A 19,450-nucleotide genomic window follows, 5' to 3' on the forward strand; every position below is an offset into this window, starting at 1 on the left:
CCTGAATAAGCAGTGCTCAGCTACCAACTCACGGGCAGGGCTTTGCCCTCTTCGTAGCCTGCCGCTGACTGGATTCCTACGAGCGCGCGGTCGTGGAACTCAGTGAGATCGGTGGCCCCCGCGTAGGTGAACGAGCTACGGACGCCCGAGGTGATCATGTCGACCAGATCATCGAGCGAGGGTCGCGCCGGGTCAAGGTAAATCTTCGACCCCGAGATGCCCTCAGCAAACAATTCCTTGCGAGCCAGTTCGTAGGGTTCGAGTGCACCAAAACGGGCTCGCACCGCTTTAGTCGAGGCCATCCCCCAGCTCGTCTTGTACAGAGCGCCTGCATCGTCGTGACGCAGTTCGCCGGGGGCTTCGATCGTGCCGGCGAACCAGGATCCGACCATGACGGATGACGCACCGGCTGCCAGCGCGAGGGCAACGTCGCGCGGGTAGCGCACTCCACCATCCGCCCACACGTGGGCTCCGAGCTCACGTGTGGTCGCCGCCGTCTCAAGAACTGCCGAAAACTGCGGACGCCCCACCGCAGTCATCATTCGAGTCGTGCACATGGCTCCCGGCCCCACCCCCACCTTGATGATGCTTGCACCGGCCCCCACAAGATCGCGTACCGCCGCCGAAGTAACCACGTTTCCGGCGGCAATCGCCACACCAAGGTTCAGTGCGGCAACTTTAGCGACCGCCGCAATCATTCCGTCTTGGTGTCCATGGGCCGTGTCAAGCACAAGGGTGCTCGCCCCAGCGGCAACGAGTTCCCGGGCACGAGCTTCAACGTCGCCATTAATCCCGAGAGCAGCCGCCACCGCCAGCTTGCCCTCCCGATCAAGTGCTGGAGTGTAGAGAGTGGAGCGCAGCGCACTCTTCACACTCGTCGACCCAACCACGGTGTCGCCATCGGTCACGGCAATACAGTCGACCCCACGCGCCATAAGCAGATCAAAAAGTTCGCGAGCAGTGGCAAACTCTGACCGGTCGATAGCGTGAGTCTCGCGTTTAACCAGATCTCCCAGTTCAGCCCCCGGCAGTGCCGCACCCAAACGCTCGGCATCAACCACTCCGACGAGCGCGCCATTGTCGAGCAGCACCACTCCGTGGCCCTTGAGTGGAGGTACCTGCAGTAGAGCATGCTCTACCGAATCAGTGGGGCTGAGAAAGATGGCCGAATCAAGATCAGTCGGTTGTGAGCGTACCCAGGAGATTGCGGCATCCATGGTGTCGCGGGTGAGGTCTTGCGGCAGAACGCCGAGCCCACCGCGTCGGGCGAGGCTGGCGGCAAGACGTGGCCCGGTCACAGAGTTCATGTTGGATGCCACGAGGGGAATAGTTGCCGCGGTGCCGTCACCGGGTTTCAGCGATACTCCCATTCGGCTGCCGACTGATGAGCGGCTGGGAACCAGAAATACATCGGAGTAGGTCAGGTCGTGCCGTGGCGAAGTTTCGTAGAAATCCATATCTCCCAGCGTAATAGCCACCGATTAGGAACAATCTTGGTAAAAATGTCGAAAAAGCGTGATCTGTGCCCTTGACGGCCAGCAGACGCACAACAAAGCGATTAAGATTGGTGGGATGTCCGTAGCGCAGAATGTGCGCCACTTTTTCACACACCAGAACTGAAAGTAGGCGGTTTGACGTGTCAGGCCAGGTAACCGGAATCGCACCGGAAGGTGACTCCTCGGGCGAGTTCGGGGCCAACGAATGGTTGGTCGACGAGATGTACGAAAAGTACCTCGAAGACAAGAATCTTGTGGATGAAGCGTGGTGGGCGTTCCTCAAGAACTACCAGCCTGCTGTGGATCCCACGCCGGCGGTACATGCCCCCGCCGAGCAGTCGAAGACCACCACGCCGGCGGAACCCGCAGAGAAGCCCTTTGTCGACGAGCCAAGCCCGAGCACCGGCAGCCAGCCTGTCGCGCGAACCACATCGGTGGAGCCCAAGCCTCGGCCGATTCCGGCAGAGGCGCCCACCACCACACCGATCGACACCGCCCAGGCGACCCCCGAGCCTAAGCCTCAGTCCGAGAACACCGTGGCTCCGCTTCGCGGGGCAGCCAAGAGCCTGGCTGCCAACATGAATTCGAGCCTCACGGTTCCCACCGCCACCAGCGTGCGTACCATTCCGGCGAAGCTCATGATTGACAACCGCATTGTCATCAACAACCACCTTAAGCGTGCGCGAGGCGGCAAGGTCTCATTCACCCACCTCATCGCCTGGGCGATCATCCAGACTCTCAAAGAGTTCCCCAGTCAGAACGTCTACTACGACGAGCCCGAAGGCAAGCCTTCGGTGGTGACGCCCGCGCACATCAACCTGGGTATCGCCATTGACATGCCGAAGCCGGATGGCTCTCGCGCTCTTGTCGTTCCCGGCATCAAGCAGGCCGAAACCATGGGTTTCGGTGAGTTCCTGATCGCGTACGAAGATGTCGTGTCACGGGCTCGCGCCAACAAGCTCACGGCCGCTGACTACCAGGGCAACACTATTTCGCTGACTAACCCCGGCGGAATCGGCACGGAGCACTCCGTTCCGCGCCTCATGCGTGGTTCGGGCACCATTGTCGGCGCTGGCGCGCTGGAGTACCCGGCAGAGTTTCGGGGAGCAAGCGTTCGGACCGTTACCGAGTTGGGTATCGGCAAGACGGTAACGCTCACCAGCACGTACGACCATCGCGTCATCCAGGGTGCCGGTTCTGGCGAGTTTCTCAAAAAGATCAACGAACGCCTCATCGGTGAACACCACTTCTACGAAGACATTTTCGCAGCTCTACGCATCCCGTATGACCCGATCCACTGGGCCAACGACATTAGCGTCGACCTTGCCGACAACGTCAACAAGACCTCGCGCGTTCAAGAACTGATCAACTCGTTCCGGGTTCGCGGCCATCTCATGGCCGACACCGATCCCCTCGAATACCGCCAGCGTTCGCATCCCGACCTCGATATTTCGAGCCACGGTCTCACTTTTTGGGACCTGGACCGCGAGTTCGTCACCGGTGGTTTCGGTGGCAAGCGCCAGTCGCTGCTGCGTGAGATCCTCGGAACGCTGCGTGACGCCTACTGCCGCACCGTCGGCATCGAGTACATGCACATTCAGGACCCTGAGCAGCGTCGCTGGATTCAGGATCACGTCGAGAAGCCCTACTCAAAGCCCGGCCACGACGAGCAGATGCGCATCCTCGGCAAGCTCAACGAGGCTGAAGCTTTCGAGACGTTCCTGCAAACCAAGTACGTCGGCCAGAAGCGCTTCAGCCTTGAGGGCGGAGAGTCAACGATTGCTCTTCTGGATGCCGTCATCCAGAAGGCCGCCGAAGCCAACCTCGAAGAGGTCGCGATCGGCATGGCACACCGCGGTCGACTCAGTGTACTCACGAACATCGCCGGAAAAACTTACGGTCAAATTTTCCGTGAGTTTGAAGGTACGCAAGATCCTCGCACCGTTCAAGGCTCTGGCGATGTGAAATATCACCTCGGAACGGAGGGCACCTTTACTGCTGCCGACGGCGGAAGGATTCCTGTCTACCTCGCAGCGAACCCGTCGCACCTTGAAGCTGTAGATGGCGTCCTCGAGGGCATCGTTCGCGCCAAGCAGGATCGTCGTCCGATTGGTTCATACGCGGTTCTTCCTGTGATGGTGCACGGTGATGCCGCGATGGCGGGCCAGGGCATCGTGGTCGAGATTCTTCAGATGTCTCAGCTTCGCGCGTACCGCACCGGGGGAACCGTTCACGTCAACGTCAACAACCAGGTCGGGTTCACAACTCCTCCCGGCGAAGCACGCACTTCGGGCTATTCAAGCGATGTCGCCAAGACCATTCAGGCTCCGATCTTTCACGTCAACGGAGATGACCCTGAGGCTGTGGTTCGAGTTTCTGAACTCGCTTTCGCCTATCGCCAGAAATTCCATCGCGATGTTGTTATCGACTTGATTTGCTACCGTCGCCGCGGTCACAACGAGGGCGACGACCCCTCGATGACTCAGCCGCTGATGTACAACCTGATCGAAGCCAAACGTTCCGTTCGAACCCTGTACACCGAGGGCCTTGTCGGTCGTGGCGACATCACTCAGGAGGAGTATGAGGCGAGTCACCAAGATTTCCAGGATGGGTTAGAGCGCGCCTTCGCCGAAACCCATGCGGCCCAAACCGGGTCAATGCCAATCCTCACTAAGGACGGCAACGGGGTATCCGATCTTGAACGTCCGGGATCGCAGCGGGACGACACGATCGGCGAACCCATCACGACGGGGATCGATGAAAGCATCGTTCACCTCATTGGCGATGCCCATGCTAATCCTCCGGCAAACTTCACGGTGCACAACAAGTTGCAGGCTCTGCTTCGTAAGCGCGTCGACATGAGCCGCAATGGTGCAATCGACTGGGCATTTGCCGAGTTGCTGGCTATCGGTTCGGTTCTTCTCGAGGGCACTCCGGTTCGGATGGCCGGTCAGGATGCTCGCCGCGGCACCTTTGTGCAGCGTCATGCTGTGCTGCACGACCGTGAAAATGGTCAAGAGTGGTTGCCACTGCAGAACCTTTCAGAGAACCAGTCCCGCTTCTGGATTTACGACACGCTTCTCAGCGAGTACGCGGCACTCGGCTTCGAGTACGGCTACTCGGTGGAACGCGCTGACGCACTCGTCATGTGGGAGGCCCAGTTCGGTGACTTTGCCAATGGTGCCCAGATCGTTATTGACGAGTTCATTTCCAGCGCTGAACAAAAGTGGGCGCAGCGCTCAAGTGTCGTGATGCTTCTGCCGCACGGTTACGAGGGTCAGGGGCCCGACCATTCATCGGCCCGGATCGAGCGCTACCTGCAGTTGTGTGCCGAAAACAACATGATTGTGGCTCGTCCGTCAACGCCGGCGTCCTACTTCCACCTTCTGCGTCGTCAGGCGTACTCGCGCCCACGTCGACCACTGATCGTGTTTACGCCTAAGGCCATGCTCCGACTGCGGGGTGCGACCAGCGACGTCGCCGAATTCACGGGTGGACGCTTTGAGCCTGTGATCGACGACGTTCGCCTCGAAGACAAGTCGGGCGTCACACGCGTGATTGTCACTTCAGGTAAGACCTACTACGACATTGTTGCGGAACTCGATAAGCGCGAGATCACACACATCGCTGTCGTGCGGATGGAACAGTTCTACCCGCTCCCCGTTACTGACATGAATGAGGTACTCGCGAAGTACCCGAACGCCGACATCGTCTGGACTCAAGATGAGCCCGAGAACCAGGGTGCGTGGCCATTCATCACCCTGGAACTGCAACGCCACATGGATGCTCGTGAGATCAAGGTCGCATCGCGTCCGTCATCCGCATCGCCTGCGACCGGTTCCTCGAAGCGCAGTGCGCTTGAGCAGGCCGAGCTGATCGATCACGCCATTACGCAACCCTAGGGTCGCGTAACACGGTTAATGACGAAAGCGGACACCCTCCGATGGGGATGTCCGCTTTCGTGCTGTCAGGACTGGGCGTGATGCTTAGCGTGACGGGGCGTCATGGCACCCGCCACCCGGTTACGCCTCAGACAGCTTCGACAGGATCGCGCTGCGGAGTTCTTCAGGCGCCGTCTCGCGGCAGGCCTGCTTAACTTTGAGCTTCAGAGCGAGAACCACGAGATGTTCGCTTGAGCACGACTCGCAATTGTCGAGGTGGTCGGCGACATCCTGAAAGTCGGCTTCGTTCAGTTCACGGTCGAGGTACTCCTCGAGTTCTTCCTTCGCTTTTTCGCAACCGCAATCGGTCATTTCTCACTCCTTGGTGATGCGGGCGTGCCAGGGGTACGGTCACGCGCATAGTCGGCCAGTAGTTCGCGCAACATTCGACGGCCACGGTGCAGTCGACTCATTACGGTTCCCACGGGGGTTTTCATAATGTCGGCGATCTCCTGATAGGAGAAACCTTCGACGTCGGCGAAATACACTGCCAGTCGAAAATCTTCCGGGATCGATTGAAGCGCATCTTTCACTGCGCTATCCGGCAGATGATCAATGGCTTCTGCTTCAGCCGAGCGTGTTGAGACGGACTGTGTGATCGACTCCGCACCGCCGAGTTGCCAATCCTCGAGTTCGTCGATCGTTCCCTGATAAGGATTGCGCTGGGCCTTGCGGTAGATGTTGATGAACGTGTTTGTTTGGATGCGGTACAGCCAGGCTTTGAGGTTTGTGCCCTGTTGAAACTGTGCGAACGCTTGAAACGCTTTGACGAACGTCTCTTGCACGAGATCAGCGGCATCGCTCGGATTGCGGGTCATTCGCATGGCGGCACCAAAGAGTTGGTCCATGTAGGGCAACGCTTGCTCTTCAAACTGCCGCCGCTTGTCAGCGGCGGCGGTGTCGGTGGCACTTGGCTCAACTCTGTCGGTAGTCATCAGCAACAATTCTAGTTCGCTGGTCGCGGTGTCCCGCTGAGTGCTGAGTACTGCAGTCATGCTCGTGCCTCCTCCGTGGTGTCTCAAACGCCGATACTCTTAGTAACTGATGTTCGTATCCAAGTATTCCAACCCAGAGTTCAGCCCGTACGATGACGACTCGGTGCCAGAGACGTCGGTGCCCGGCAACTGGCCAGCACCGACCGTTTCGCACGCACTGTCTGCGTCACTGAGCCTTCCTGGCAGCAAGAGCCTGACCAACCGCGAGCTGGTATTGGCGGCGCTGGCCGATGGCCCCTCGCGGTTGCATGCGCCGCTGCACTCGCGTGATAGTGCTCTGATGATTGAGGCGCTTCGCGCGCTCGGCGTCACCATCAATGAAATCGCCACCGGTAATGTCTTCGGACCCGACCTTGTGGTCACTCCGGGTGAGCTCGAAGGGGGCAGTTCGATTGATTGCGGTCTCGCGGGAACGGTGATGCGCTTTCTCCCCCCGGTCGCCGCACTCGCGCTCGGTCCGGTTGCATTCGATGGCGATCACGCAGCACTTCGACGCCCGATGCGCACCACCATTGATTCGCTTCGTGCGCTGGGAGTTGACGTCTCGGATGATGGACGGGGCACTCTCCCGTTCAGCCTGTACGGGATGGGTTCTGTTGCCGGTGGCGAAATCACTATTGACGCTTCCGCCTCCAGCCAGTTTGTTTCGGGCCTGCTCTTGACGGCAGCCCGCTTCGACCAGGGTTTGACCCTGCGCCACAGCGGCGAAAAACTGCCGAGCATGCCCCATATCGAGATGACAGTTGCGTGCCTCGCTGCGCGCGGGGTCATCGTTGACAGCCCAGAGCCTGGCGTGTGGGTTGTGCCCGCCAGCCCAATTCGTGCAATCGATGTCTGGCTTGAGCCCGATCTCTCTAACGCTGCCCCGTTTTTAGCCGCCGCGGTCGTCGCCGGTGGCACCGTCACCATCGAAGGCTGGCCCGCATCCACCACTCAGGTGGGTGCTGACCTTGAACAGCTCTTGCCCCTGTTTGGCGCAACGGCTACACGAGGCGACGGCGCGCTCACAATTGATGGGGGCACCGGCGTGATCGGTGGCACCACGTACCCCGGAATCGAACTCGATCTCAGCACGGGTGGGGAACTCGCACCAACAATCATCGCGCTGGCAGCGCTGGCATCATCCCCAAGCACCATTACGGGCATTGGGCACCTTCGTGGGCATGAAACCGATCGACTGGCGGCCCTCTGCACAGAGATCAACGCTCTGGGGGGTGCGGTGACAGAACTCGACGACGGGGTACGTATTGAACCGCGAAAACTCCGCGGCGGGGTCTGGCACAGCTACGACGATCACCGGATGTCGACCGCCGGTGCCGTCATTGGCCTCGCTATTGAGGGTATTGAGATCGAAGGCATCGACGCCACCGCCAAGACGCTCCCCCAGTTCCCTGCGCTCTGGGCGACCCTCGTGGGCGAAGCCCCGCCGACATCCGACACTCTGGGGCTGCTGTAACGATGAGCTGGCTTAGCGGCGACGAAGACGACGACGAAGACGACCGCAAATACAGCGAGTACGACGAGAGTTCAGTGCGTACGCGCCCCAACCCCAAAGCGAACAAACCGCGCAGCAAAATTCGCCCCGAGCATGCCGACGCGATTGAGGGGCGCGTCTTCAGTGTCGACCGTGGACGCTACGGAATCTGGGTGGCCGAAGGAACGCCAGAGGAGCGCCAGATCATTGCCGCGCGCGCGCGCGAGCTGGGGCGCAACCAACAGGGAAAAGTGTCCGTCGTTACGGGTGACTGGGTCGACCTAGTCGGTGACACCAGCGGAACCGAGGGAACCCTTGCCCGCATCGTTCGCATCCGCGAGCGCAGAACACTCCTCCGCCGAAGTGCCGACGATACGGATGCCGTAGAGCGCATCATTGTCGCCAACGCCGACCAGATGCTGATTGTCGTTGCCGCTGCGGACCCCGAGCCGCGACCGCGACTTGTCGACCGCTATCTGGTCGCGGCGTACGACGCCGGAATTGATCCCATTCTGTGCATCACTAAAACTGACTTGCAGGATCCGGCTGAGTTTTTGGAGAACTTTGCGGGGCTCGAATTTCGGGTGATCGCCAGCCGCTCAGATGAGGTTCCGCTTGAGCAACTTCGTGCACTCTTGGAGGGTCACACCACCGTCGCCGTCGGCCATTCAGGTGTCGGAAAGTCGACTCTCGTCAACGCGTTAGTTCCGGATGCCAATCGCGCTGTTGGGCATGTCAACGCTGTTACCGGTCGCGGTCGACACACCTCGTCGTCGACGATTTCGTACCGGGTGGGGTCTGGGTGGGTGGTCGATACTCCGGGAGTCCGCTCCTTTGGACTGGGGCACATCGATCCCGGTAAAATCTTGTCGTCGTTCACTGACTTGGCACTTCTTGCCGAAGAATGCCCGCGCGGCTGCACTCATCTTCCGGATGCACCAGACTGCGCGATCGCAGAAGCGATCAATGCCGGTGCGCTGGGCGATGTCGGCCGACTCCGTTTGGATTCTTTTCAGAGGCTGATCACGACGCTGGGTTCCACTAGCGTGTAGGGGTGACCGAATACACTCTCGCCGACGATCTGTCTCTTGCTCTCGCACTTGCCGCAGACGCTGATCTCATCTCACTCGATCGCTTCACCGCTCTCGACCTCGAAGTCACCACCAAGCCGGACCGCACTCCGGTAACGGATGCCGACAAGGCTGTTGAGCGCGGCATCCGTGCGGGAATTGCGGCTGCGCGTCCCGGTGATTCCATTCTGGGCGAGGAGTTTGGCGAGGCAGGAAATTCGCGGCGCCAGTGGATCATCGATCCCATCGACGGGACCTCAAACTTTCTGCGTGGCGTTCCCATCTGGGGCACTCTCATTGCTTTGGCAATTGATGGTGTGCCACAGGTCGGCGTTGTCAGTTCGCCCGCCCTCGGCAAGCGTTGGTGGGCGGCCACCGGCCACGGTGCATTCGCTCAGGCTCACGGTGCAGAGCCGCACCCTATCAGCGTAAGTAAGGTCAGTAGCCTTGAGTCTGCATCCATAAGCTACAACAGTCTGTCAGGGTGGGATCAAGCAGGCCGTCTTGATGCGGCGGTGGCTCTCACCCGCGCGACGTGGCGTTCGCGCGCGATCGGTGACATGTGGGCGTATATGTTGTTGGCTGAGGGAGCATTGGATGTCGTTGGCGAATTCGATCTGCAGCCTTACGATCTGGCGGCGTTGATCCCGATTGTGTGTGAGGCCGGAGGAAGCTTCACGTCAGTTGAGGGCGAGGTAGGGCCCTGGCACGGAAGCGCGTTGGCCACCAACGGAGTACTTCATGACGAAGTGTTGAATTTTTTGAATTCTCACTAAAATTTCCTCCCGACATTTCTGCGAATACGCTGAGAACAGCAGGCTGGGCGGTAAAAATTGTCGCTAGATTTCACGAAAGTTATCGACTGTGCTGAGCCGCATGAGGGCGAGATTTTGTACATCGCTTTCGATCCCTCCGGAGAACAAATCACGGGTTCACTCGCTGGGGCAGCCAAGTAGCGATCACCTGTGTCGCACCCGCTAGCCTGATAGATCGTTAGGGAATGGTGCATAGACTTCGAACATAGAGCAGGAGTAACTAGTGAAGATTGAGTTTTCGGGGTCAGGTAATCACATGTTGGCGGCGAACCTCGAGTTGCCCGCCGGTACACCTGCGGCTTTCGCGCTATTCGCTCACTGCTTCACGTGTTCGAAGGATTCGTTCGCGGCATCCCGCATCTCAAAAGCGCTCGTTAACTACAGGATTGCGGTGCTGAGGTTCGATTTCACCGGCCTCGGGGGCTCCGATGGCGACTTCTCGAACACTAACTTCAGTTCGAATGTCGAGGATGTTGTCGCGGCCACTGAGTACCTGCGCGACAACCACCGCGCTCCCACTCTGCTCATCGGGCACTCGCTCGGTGGGGCTGCCATTCTTGCCGCAGCCCACCAGGTTCCCTCCGCACGTGCTCTCGTGACAATCGGCAGCCCAAGCGATCCGTCGCACGTCGCCAACCTATTTGGTGGGACCACCGCTACGATCGTGCGCGAGGGCGAAGCACAGGTTCATCTTGGTGGGCGCGATTTCACAATCCGCAAACAGTTGCTCGACGATATTGCCGCGCAATCCCAGTCGGGGCGACTTCGAGATTTGGATGCCGCACTTCTTGTCGTGCATTCACCCAGTGACCAGATTGTCGGCATCGATAACGCGCGCGAGATTTTCGACGCTGCCACACACCCAAAGTCCTTCATCGCCCTCGACGGTGCAGACCATATGCTCAGCAATCGAGGCGACGCCGAGTTTGCCGCCAGCGTTATTGCGGCTTGGGGCGCACGCTATGCTTTCGGCCCGTCGGCGCCACGCTCGACAGCCACCGCGAGTGCGGCATCCGTCACGAGCGATGGAAAATCTGTTGTCGTCGCTGAGAGCGGCCCGGCACGCTACGAGCAACGGGTCTTCGCTTCGGGCCATGAGTTCGCCGCAGACGAGCCGGCACCCCTCAGCGAGAATCATGGGCCGGCGCCCTACGATTTTGTTCTCGCGGGGCTCGGTAGTTGTACCTCAATCACGGTACGCATGTATGCCAATCGCAAGAAGATTCCCCTCGATGGGCTCAGCGTGCGGTTGACTCGAGAGCGGATTGATGCTGCCGAGTGCGATCACTGTTCTTCTTCGGAGGGCATGGTTGAGCACATCACGCGTGAACTCGCTCTCGACGGCGACCTCTCCGATCAACAGCGCGAGTCGCTGCTCGCCATCGCCAACAGGTGTCCCGTGCACCTCACGCTAGAGGGTGAAATCTCAATTTCGACGAGAGTCACAATGGCGGGCGGGTAGCCCAAGCGGCCTCCGAGCGTTAGGCTTATTAGGTAAGCCTAACTTCTTGAGCGAAATGAGCCGGCGGGATCGCCAACCAACCATGACTATTGAACGCGAAACCGTCAAACATCCCCCCGCTGTGCGCCACGTCACAGTGAGCGCGATCACTCGCCCCACCGCTTCCATCACGCGGATCACTCTGAGCGGTGATGAGCTTGCTGGATTCGTGAGCAGCGGTCCAGCAGATCACATCAAGGTCTTCCTCCCTGACCCCGAAACAGGCAATCTATCAGCGCCCGTTGTGACGGAAGATGGGGTGAAAAAATCTAAAACGGGCGTGACAATTTCGCGCTATTACACTCCATTGGGCTTCCGTAGTCACACCGACCATCACGAACTCGACATCGATTTTGTCGTTCATGGCGATGACGGTCCAGCGTCCGCGTGGGCTGCTCGAGCCGCTGTTGGCGATGCGCTCGCGATCGCGGGACCGCGTGGTTCACGCCTCCTTCCCCAGGGGGCGACCCACGTCATCCTTATCGCCGATGAGACCGCTTTACCTGCGTGCTCTCGCTGGATCGACATGCTCCCCACTTCGGTACACATCTCAGCGCTATTCGATGTTGCCGACGAAAGCGTCAAGGACTATTTCAGCGTGGAACAGCACGCTCGGATCACTGCTGAATGGCTGTACCGCCGCGATGGTCTCGGGCAGTTGGACAGCGCGCTGCGCTCTCTTGGTTCGATCGAAGAATCGACCTTTGTTTTCCTCGCTGGTGAAGCGGGCACCCTTGTGTCACTACGCCGCTACCTGCGTCGCGAGCTGGGGCTGCCCAAGCAGCAGGTTTCCATCGACGGGTATTGGCGCCGTGGCGTTGTCGACGCTGACCACCATGCCCCGATCGACCCCAACGACCCCGAGGACTAGCGTGCGAAGCTCTGCGGTTCAGCGCAGTCGGTCGAGAAACTAGCGTCTTCCCAGCACCCGAAAATTAGAGGCTGGTGCCTGCTGGCCGAAGTGTATGCTGAAAGAACAAATGAATAGCCGTCATACCGCTGCGGGAGAGTCCTTCCGATCGATGGTTGGCGCCGTAGGAGCAAACCCTCTCCGGGAATCTCTCAGGCACCAGTACCGCAGCGGATAGGCAACTCTGAAAAGCAGTCGGCCCTGCCCGACTCGCCGGCGGGGCAACGCAACGCCACAAGCGTGCGGAAACTCTCAGGCCCAATACAGAGCGGAGAGGACTCAACGACACCCGCACGATGATGTGTGGTGAAGAAATGGAGTCACCGTGCCAATTCGCAATCTGACGCCCAGAACTGAAGTACCAACCCCTTCCCTCGAAGAGGTGCCGCTGAGCAGCTTCGATCTCTTCACCGTCGGAATCGGTCCCTCCAGTTCCCACACGGTCGGCCCCATGCGCGCTGCCGCATCATTCGCAGCCGATCTCGCCGGACACGGGATGCTCAACTCCGTCGCCACTCTCGGCGTGCGGCTCTACGGCTCTCTCGCTGCCACGGGTGCCGGTCACGGCACCATGAGCGCAGTGCTCATTGGGTTGGAGGGCAAGCTTCCCGACCAGGTTCTTCCCGCGGAAATGGAGACGACCCTCGAGCGTATTGAGAATTCAGGAGTGCTGCAGCTTGCCGGCAGCCGTGAAGTTCCCTTCACCGAGGGTGCGATTGCGCTGCATCCGCTCACGGTGCTTGACGGGCATCCGAACGGCATGCGTTTCGCGGCATACGACGCGGAAGGTGGCGCCGTACTTGAGGCGACGTACTTCTCAATCGGAGGCGGATTCATCTACCGCGAGGGTGACAACCGTGACGGCAGCTCGCCCACCGACGCCGCCACAGTCGCCGATCCCCTACCGTTCCGCACTGCCGCGCAGTTGCTTGCCCACTGCCGAGCGGAGGGCCTCAGTTTCAGCGGCGTGATGCTTCGCAACGAACTCGCTCGCCGCACGCAGGCTGAGGTCACCGCCGGCCTTCTGCACATCCGCGACGTCATGGACGAGTGCAAGAACAACAGTTTGGAACGCTCCGGCAACCTTCCCGGTACCCTCAACGTGCGCCGACGCGCTCCAGCTTGGCATGCCCGCCTTCGCCAGGAGGACCCCGATCGCGATCCCGCGTTTTGGCAGGAGTGGGTCAACCTCGTTGCCCTCGCTGTGAATGAAGAGAATGCCTCGGGTGGGCGAGTAGTGACCGCCCCCACCAACGGCGCCGCCGGCATTATTCCCGCCGTACTCTTCTACGCCACGCACTATGCCCCGGGCATGCACGATGCTGACCAGGCTACGAAGGATGCCGCTACCGTGCGCTTCTTGCTGGCCAGCGCTGCCGTCGGAGTGCTCTACAAGCGCATGGCGTCTATCTCTGGGGCGGAAGTCGGATGCCAGGGTGAGGTCGGGTCTGCGTCTTCGATGGCGGCGGCCGGGTTGGCCGAGATCTTGGGCGGAACCCCCGAGCAGGTTGAGAATGCCGCGGAGATCGCCATGGAACATAACCTTGGACTGACGTGCGATCCCATCGGCGGTCTCGTTCAGATCCCCTGCATCGAGCGGAACGCAATCGCGGCAGCTAAGGCAATCAATGCCGCCAAGATGGCGCTCTGGGGTGACGGTACTCACCGGGTATCTCTTGACGAGGTCATCATCACGATGGCTGAGACGGGCAAAGACATGAGTTCGCGCTACAAAGAAACGTCGATGGGTGGCCTCGCTGTCAACGTCGTGGAGTGCTAGCCCGCCGCTCGCACATAGCGCAGCAGTAGTGTTCCGTCATCGGCGCTGAGGGCGTGTGCGAGAGTCATCGCTTGGGGGCTCGCTTCCTCGGCGTCGACGATCCGCCGCGCTGAACCACCTTCCAGCCGCGGGCTCACGGTGAGACAGAGTTCATCCACGATTCCCTCGCGGATCATGGTCGCAAACAACTTCGGTCCGCCTTCGCTGTGCTGTTGCGGGTAGCCGCGCTCAGCCAGCTCTCTCTTTAGTACAACCGTGTCGACCTCGTTCTCGCCAGCAATGATCACCTCCGCGACTTCGCTCAGCCGCTCCCGGTCACCTTCGGGAGAACTCTGTGTGGTGATGACTAGCGGCCGCGCCGCGTAGGCCGCTAGCTCCTGCGGGTCAAGCGTCAGCGATCCGCTGACGAGCGCGAACGGTGGCTGGGGCGAGAGCCCATTGCGCGTGCGCCACTCGACGGCGGCATCATCGAGGGCGAGGTTACGGTACCCCTCCTGACGCACGGTTCCTGCACCCACCACGATCACGTCTGCGAGCCTGCGCAGCAGAGCGAAGACGCGGCCATCGGATTCAGTTCCCAGACCGCCCGAAACGCCCTCATGGGTGGAGGCCCCATCAATGCTGGAGACAAAGTTTGCTCGTAGCCAGGGCAGATCACGATTCCGAACCGCATAGTGAGCAAGGAGCTCTTCGTCGGTCAGCGATTGGGTTGACTGCAGGAAATGGATGTCGGATGCCGATGCCACCGGAACCTACCTTTCGTTCTCGTCAGACATGTTGTGCTTCAAGAATGCCGGCTCTCGCAACCCGAGAATCGCCTCTGCCATCCGTATCGCGGCCACGCTCTGGGCGACCTCGTGAACCCTGACGACGCGAGCTCCAAGGAGCACACACGCCACAGCTGACGCGAGCGATCCCTCGAGACGCTCCCGCTTGGCACGATCGAGTACCTCCCCGATGAAGTCCTTGTTGGACAGAGCGACGAGGGTGGGAAATCCCAGCTCGGTAATAACATCGAGCCTGCGAACAAGTTCAAGGCTGTGGAGTGTGTTCTTATTCAGGTCGTGACCGGGATCAACGAACAGGCGCGAGTCCGGCACACCGGAGTCGAGGGCTCGTTGAACGCGGGCGGCCAAAAAGTCGCGGACTTCGATCGCAACGTCGTCGTACTGCGGTCGCGCAAACTGTGTGCGTGGGCGCGCCCGTGAATGCACCAGAACGAGCGATGCTTCGCTGTCCGCGACTACCGACGCCAGGTTCGGATCGCTGAGGCCGGTGGTGTCGTTGATCACGGTGGCACCTGCCTCTATGCTACGGCGAGCCACCTCCGCGTGAAATGTGTCGACGGAGATCACGACGTCGGATTTCTCCCGCAACGCGCGAACGACCGGGATAACTCGATCAGCTTCATCGTTCACATCAAGTGGATCCCCCGGGGCAAATGGCACGCCGCCGATGTCTACCCAGTCTGCACCTTCGTCGACAGCGCGCAGGGCTGCGGCGACCGCGTCCTCCAGCGCAAAATTGGTTCCTGAATCGTAGAAAGAATCGGGCGTGCGATTGATGATCGCCATCACCGCAACCTGTTTGGAGAAGTCGAAAACCCGGTCACCGATTTGACGGTGCGGATTATGAAGCGGAGGCAGCGGGAAACTCATACCTTCTATTCTCAGCGACAACCCTGACAACCAGACCGGAAACTGGGCAGTCAGCAGCCACGGCAGCGCGATTCTTCCCGCCCTGGTTAAAGCGAAAAAGCCACACCCGGTGCATTTCAGCACTGGCTGTGGCTTTTTCACAATTGAAGTCCGGCGGTGTCCTACTCTCCCACAAGGTCCCCCTTGCAGTACCATCGGCGCAGAGAGTCTTAGCTTCCGGGTTCGGAATGTGACCGGGCGTTTCCCTCTCGCTATGGCCGCCGAAACACTATTGATTTATGTATCAGTCTGGGCCAGTTCACAACACTTGAGACTCCTCTGTTATGAGGGCCCCGAGCAGTGTGTGCTGGGCGCAGTTCCCGACCGTAAATCGGGAACCACAAAGTGGACGCGAGAATTCTTCTCATTCACCATTGGGGATCCGAGGATACCCAGTGAGGTGGGGTGTTATCAATTTATCGACTTATTAGTACTGGTCAGCTCCACAGGTCGTTAGTCCCTGCTTCCACATCCAGCCTATCAACGCAGTAGTCTAGCTGCGAGTCTCTCGGCCTAAGCCATGGAAATCTCATCTTGAAGCTGGCTTCCCGCTTAGATGCTTTCAGCGGTTATCCATTCCGAACGTAGCTAATCAGCGGTGCTCCTGGCGGAACAACTGACACACCAGAGGTTCGTCCATCCCGGTCCTCTCGTACTAGGGATAGATCTTCTCAAATTTCCTGCGCGCGCAGAGGATAGGGACCGAACTGTCTCACGACGTTCTAAACCCAGCTCGCGTACCGCTTTAATGGGCGAACAGCCCAACCCTTGGGACCTACTCCAGCCCCAGGATGCGACGAGCCGACATCGAGGTGCCAAACCATGCCGTCGATATGGACTCTTGGGCAAGATCAGCCTGTTATCCCCGAGGTACCTTTTATCCGTTGAGCGACAGCGCTTCCACAAGCCACTGCCGGATCACTAGTCCCGACTTTCGTCCCTGCTCGACTTGTCAGTCTCACAGTCAAGCTCCCTTGTGCACTTACACTCGACACCTGATTACCAACCAGGTTGAGGGAACCTTTGGGCGCCTCCGTTACTTTTTGGGAGGCAACCGCCCCAGTTAAACTACCCACCATGCACTGTCCCTGAACCGGATCACGGTTCGAAGTTAGATATCCAGAGTGACCAGAGTGGTATTTCAACAACGACTCCACCTGAACTAGCGTCCAAGCTTCACAGTCTCCCACCTATCCTACACAAGCCACACCGAACACCAATACAAAGCTATAGTAAAGGTCACGGGGTCTTTCCGTCCTTCTGCGCGTAACGAGCATCTTTACTCGTAGTGCAATTTCGCCGAGTTCGCGGTTGAGACAGCTGGGAAGTCGTTACGCCATTCGTGCAGGTCGGAACTTACCCGACAAGGAATTTCGCTACCTTAGGATGGTTATAGTTACCACCGCCGTTTACTGGGGCTTAAATTCACAGCTTCGCCTTACGGCTAACCGTTCCTCTTAACCTTCCAGCACCGGGCAGGCGTCAGTCCGTATACATCGTCTTGCGACTTAGCACGGACCTGTGTTTTTAGTAAACAGTCGCTTCCCACTGGTCTCTGCGGCCCTGCAGCGCTCCCGGAGTAAATCCGTTCACGCCTTAGGCCCCCCTTCTCCCGAAGTTACGGGGGCATTTTGCCGAGTTCCTTAACCACGATTCTCTCGATCTCCTTGGTATTCTCTACCTGATCACCTGAGTCGGTTTGGGGTACGGGTAACTTGAACCTCGCGTCGATGCTTTTCTTGGCAGCATAGGATCACTGATTTCGTCCGTGAGGACTACCCATCGGGTCTCAGGCTTAATGAACGACGGATTTGCCTATCGTTCGCCCTACATCCTTAGACCGGGACAACCATCGCCCGGCTCAGCTACCTTCCTGCGTCACACCTGTTAATACGCTAACCGCACCAGAATAGGGTCGTACGCTAGGCCCCACGCCTCACCCCGAAGGGATCGGTCTAGGGGATTCAGATACTTAGCATTACTGGATTAGTTGGGGCGGTTCTTCGTCAGTACGGGAATATCAACCCGTTGTCCATCGACTACGCCTGTCGGCCTCGCCTTAGGTCCCGACTTACCCAGGGCGGATTAGCCTGGCCCTGGAACCCTTGATCATTCGGAGGACGGGTTTCTCGCCCGTCTTTCGCTACTCATGCCTGCATTCTCACTCGTGTAGGCTCCACGGCTGGTTTACACCGCCGCTTCACTGCCCACACGACGCTCTCCTACCACTCCGTACGGCTGAACCACGAAGGCTTACCTAAAATACGAAATCTACAACTTCGGTGGTGTGCTTGAGCCCCGTTACATTGTCGGCGCGGAATCACTTGACCAGTGAGCTATTACGCACTCTTTCAAGGGTGGCTGCTTCTAAGCCAACCTCCTGGTTGTCTGTGCAACTCCACATCCTTTCCCACTTAGCACACGCTTGGGGACCTTAGTTGGTAGTCTGGGCTGTTACCCTCTCGACGATGAAGCTTATCCCCCACCGTCTCACTGCTGCGCTCTCACTTACCGGCATTCGGAGTTTGGCTAACGTCAGTAACCTTTTAGGGCCCATCAGCTATCCAGTAGCTCTACCTCCGGCAAGAAACACGCAACGCTGCACCTAAATGCATTTCGGAGAGAACCAGCTATCACGAAGTTTGATTGGCCTTTCACCCCTATCCACAGCTCATCCCCTCAGTTTTCAACCTAAGTGGGTTCGGTCCTCCACGCGCTCTTACACGCGCTTCAACCTGGCCATGGATAGATCACTTCGCTTCGGGTCTAGAACCAGCGACTATAACGCCCTATTAAGACTCGCTTTCGCTACGGCTGCCCCACACGGGTTAACCTCGCCACTGATCACTAACTCGCAGGCTCATTCTTCAAAAGGCACGCTGTCACCCCTACTAAGGAGGCTCCAACGGTTTGTAAGCAAACGGTTTCAGGTACTATTTCACTCCCCTCCCGGGGTACTTTTCACCTTTCCCTCACGGTACTTGTCCGCTATCGGTCATCTGGAAGTATTTAGGCTTATCAGGTGGTCCTGACAGATTCACACGGGATTTCTCGGGCCCCGTGCTACTTGGGATACTCCTCGAACCATTGACACATTTCGACTACGGGGCTAGCACCCGCTATGGCGTGGCTTTCAATCCACTTCGTCTATATATCGTTGTAATTCTTGCTGTACGGCAGTAACAGCTGAAAAGTCCCACTACCCCGACCATGCAACGCCTGCCGGCTATCACACATGATCGGTTTGGCCTCTTCCGGTTTCGCTCGCCACTACTAACGGAATCACGGTTGTTTTCTCTTCCTGTGGGTACTGAGATGTTTCACTTCCCCACGTTCCCTCTACCCGCCCTATATATTCAGGCGGGAGTCACTGAGTCGTCTTGCAACGCCCAGCGGGGTTTCCCCATTCGGAAATCCTCGGATCACAGCTCTATTATCAGCTCCCCGAGGCTTATCGCAGATTTATACGTCCTTCTTCGGCTCCAGATGCCAAGGCATCCACCGTTTGCTCTTAGAAAATTGATTATCACATGAGTATAAGAATCGATCGCAACACCCAAAGGTGCTGAGATTGACCAATGATTGATCCAACAACAAAGTTGTCGAACGTCATCGTTTATTTCTTGTGATCCGACCTTTCGGTCGAATCTAAGATGCTCGCGTCCACTGTGTAGTTCTCAAAATACGGGCGGTATCCCCCACCACCACCAACAACGTCGGCAATAGCACCAGGATCCGTTAGACCCAGACACCCTTTCGGATATCTCAAGT

12 protein-coding genes, 2 rRNA genes and 1 riboswitch are annotated in these 19,450 nt (G+C 58.8%); of the genes, 7 read left to right on the forward strand and 7 right to left on the reverse strand.

All coding sequences use genetic code 11. The features are described 5' to 3' along the window. Positions 1-20 precede the first annotated feature (20 nt). On the reverse strand, positions 21-1,457 hold the full coding sequence (gene guaB1 / locus FB472_RS03020; protein WP_141989602.1) for a GMP reductase: 1,437 nt from the start codon (positions 1,455-1,457) through the stop codon (positions 21-23). A 179-nt stretch (positions 1,458-1,636) separates the two neighbouring features. Here guaB1 and FB472_RS03025 point away from each other — a divergent pair, with 179 nt between their 5' ends. Next, positions 1,637-5,398, forward strand: a complete 3,762-nt coding sequence (locus FB472_RS03025; RefSeq protein ID WP_141989603.1) for a multifunctional oxoglutarate decarboxylase/oxoglutarate dehydrogenase thiamine pyrophosphate-binding subunit/dihydrolipoyllysine-residue succinyltransferase subunit — start codon at positions 1,637-1,639, stop codon at positions 5,396-5,398. Between the two features lie 120 nt (positions 5,399-5,518). Here FB472_RS03025 and FB472_RS03030 read toward each other — a convergent pair whose 3' ends face one another. Next, positions 5,519-5,749, reverse strand: coding sequence for an anti-sigma factor family protein (locus FB472_RS03030; protein ID WP_141989604.1), 231 nt, complete (start codon positions 5,747-5,749; stop codon positions 5,519-5,521). Then, positions 5,746-6,372 carry a sigma-70 family RNA polymerase sigma factor gene (locus tag FB472_RS03035; RefSeq protein ID WP_246078258.1) on the reverse strand — a complete coding sequence of 209 codons (627 nt, stop codon included), beginning with the start codon at positions 6,370-6,372 and terminating at the stop codon, positions 5,746-5,748. Before FB472_RS03035 ends, FB472_RS03030 begins: the two co-directional genes overlap by 4 nt. Before the next feature lie 109 nt (positions 6,373-6,481). Here FB472_RS03035 and aroA point away from each other — a divergent pair, with 109 nt between their 5' ends. The 6 genes from aroA to FB472_RS03065 all read left to right on the forward strand — a co-directional run bounded on the left by aroA (position 6,482) and on the right by FB472_RS03065 (position 13,982). Continuing rightward, positions 6,482-7,888 (forward strand): 3-phosphoshikimate 1-carboxyvinyltransferase, encoded by a 1,407-nt coding sequence (gene aroA, locus FB472_RS03040; RefSeq protein ID WP_141989606.1) that lies wholly within the window; start codon positions 6,482-6,484, stop codon positions 7,886-7,888. A gap of 2 nt (positions 7,889-7,890) precedes the next feature. Continuing rightward, complete coding sequence (gene rsgA / locus FB472_RS03045; RefSeq protein WP_141989607.1) at positions 7,891-8,958, forward strand: ribosome small subunit-dependent GTPase A; 1,068 nt, start codon at positions 7,891-7,893, stop codon at positions 8,956-8,958. A 2-nt stretch (positions 8,959-8,960) separates the two neighbouring features. After that, positions 8,961-9,752, forward strand: a complete 792-nt coding sequence (locus FB472_RS03050; RefSeq protein WP_141989608.1) for an inositol monophosphatase family protein — start codon at positions 8,961-8,963, stop codon at positions 9,750-9,752. 262 nt (positions 9,753-10,014) lie between these two features. Beyond that, complete coding sequence (locus FB472_RS03055; RefSeq protein ID WP_141989609.1) at positions 10,015-11,253, forward strand: bifunctional alpha/beta hydrolase/OsmC family protein; 1,239 nt, start codon at positions 10,015-10,017, stop codon at positions 11,251-11,253. An 82-nt stretch (positions 11,254-11,335) separates the two neighbouring features. Further along, entirely contained in the window at positions 11,336-12,163 is an 828-nt protein-coding gene (locus FB472_RS03060) for a siderophore-interacting protein (protein ID WP_141989610.1), read from the forward strand. Positions 12,164-12,284: 121 nt separating this feature from the next. After that, positions 12,285-12,380: riboswitch (glycine riboswitch) on the forward strand. A 204-nt stretch (positions 12,381-12,584) separates the two neighbouring features. Further along, on the forward strand, positions 12,585-13,982 hold the full coding sequence (locus FB472_RS03065) for an L-serine ammonia-lyase (protein WP_215730466.1): 1,398 nt from the start codon (positions 12,585-12,587) through the stop codon (positions 13,980-13,982). Here the strand turns inward: FB472_RS03065 and FB472_RS03070 are convergent. The 4 genes from FB472_RS03070 to FB472_RS03085 all read right to left on the reverse strand — a co-directional run bounded on the left by FB472_RS03070 (position 13,979) and on the right by FB472_RS03085 (position 19,204). Beyond that, positions 13,979-14,728 (reverse strand): pyrimidine reductase family protein, encoded by a 750-nt coding sequence (locus FB472_RS03070; RefSeq protein ID WP_141989612.1) that lies wholly within the window; start codon positions 14,726-14,728, stop codon positions 13,979-13,981. The genes FB472_RS03065 and FB472_RS03070 overlap by 4 nt on opposite strands. A gap of 6 nt (positions 14,729-14,734) precedes the next feature. Beyond that, positions 14,735-15,640 (reverse strand): dihydropteroate synthase, encoded by a 906-nt coding sequence (gene folP, locus FB472_RS03075; RefSeq protein WP_141989613.1) that lies wholly within the window; start codon positions 15,638-15,640, stop codon positions 14,735-14,737. Positions 15,641-15,788: 148 nt separating this feature from the next. Next, positions 15,789-15,905: ribosomal RNA gene (gene rrf, locus FB472_RS03080) — 5S ribosomal RNA — on the reverse strand. A 181-nt stretch (positions 15,906-16,086) separates the two neighbouring features. Next, positions 16,087-19,204: ribosomal RNA gene (locus tag FB472_RS03085) — 23S ribosomal RNA — on the reverse strand. Positions 19,205-19,450: the final 246 nt, after the last annotated feature.

Source organism: Rhodoglobus vestalii (assembly GCF_006788895.1).
Taxonomy (GTDB): domain Bacteria; phylum Actinomycetota; class Actinomycetes; order Actinomycetales; family Microbacteriaceae; genus Rhodoglobus; species Rhodoglobus vestalii.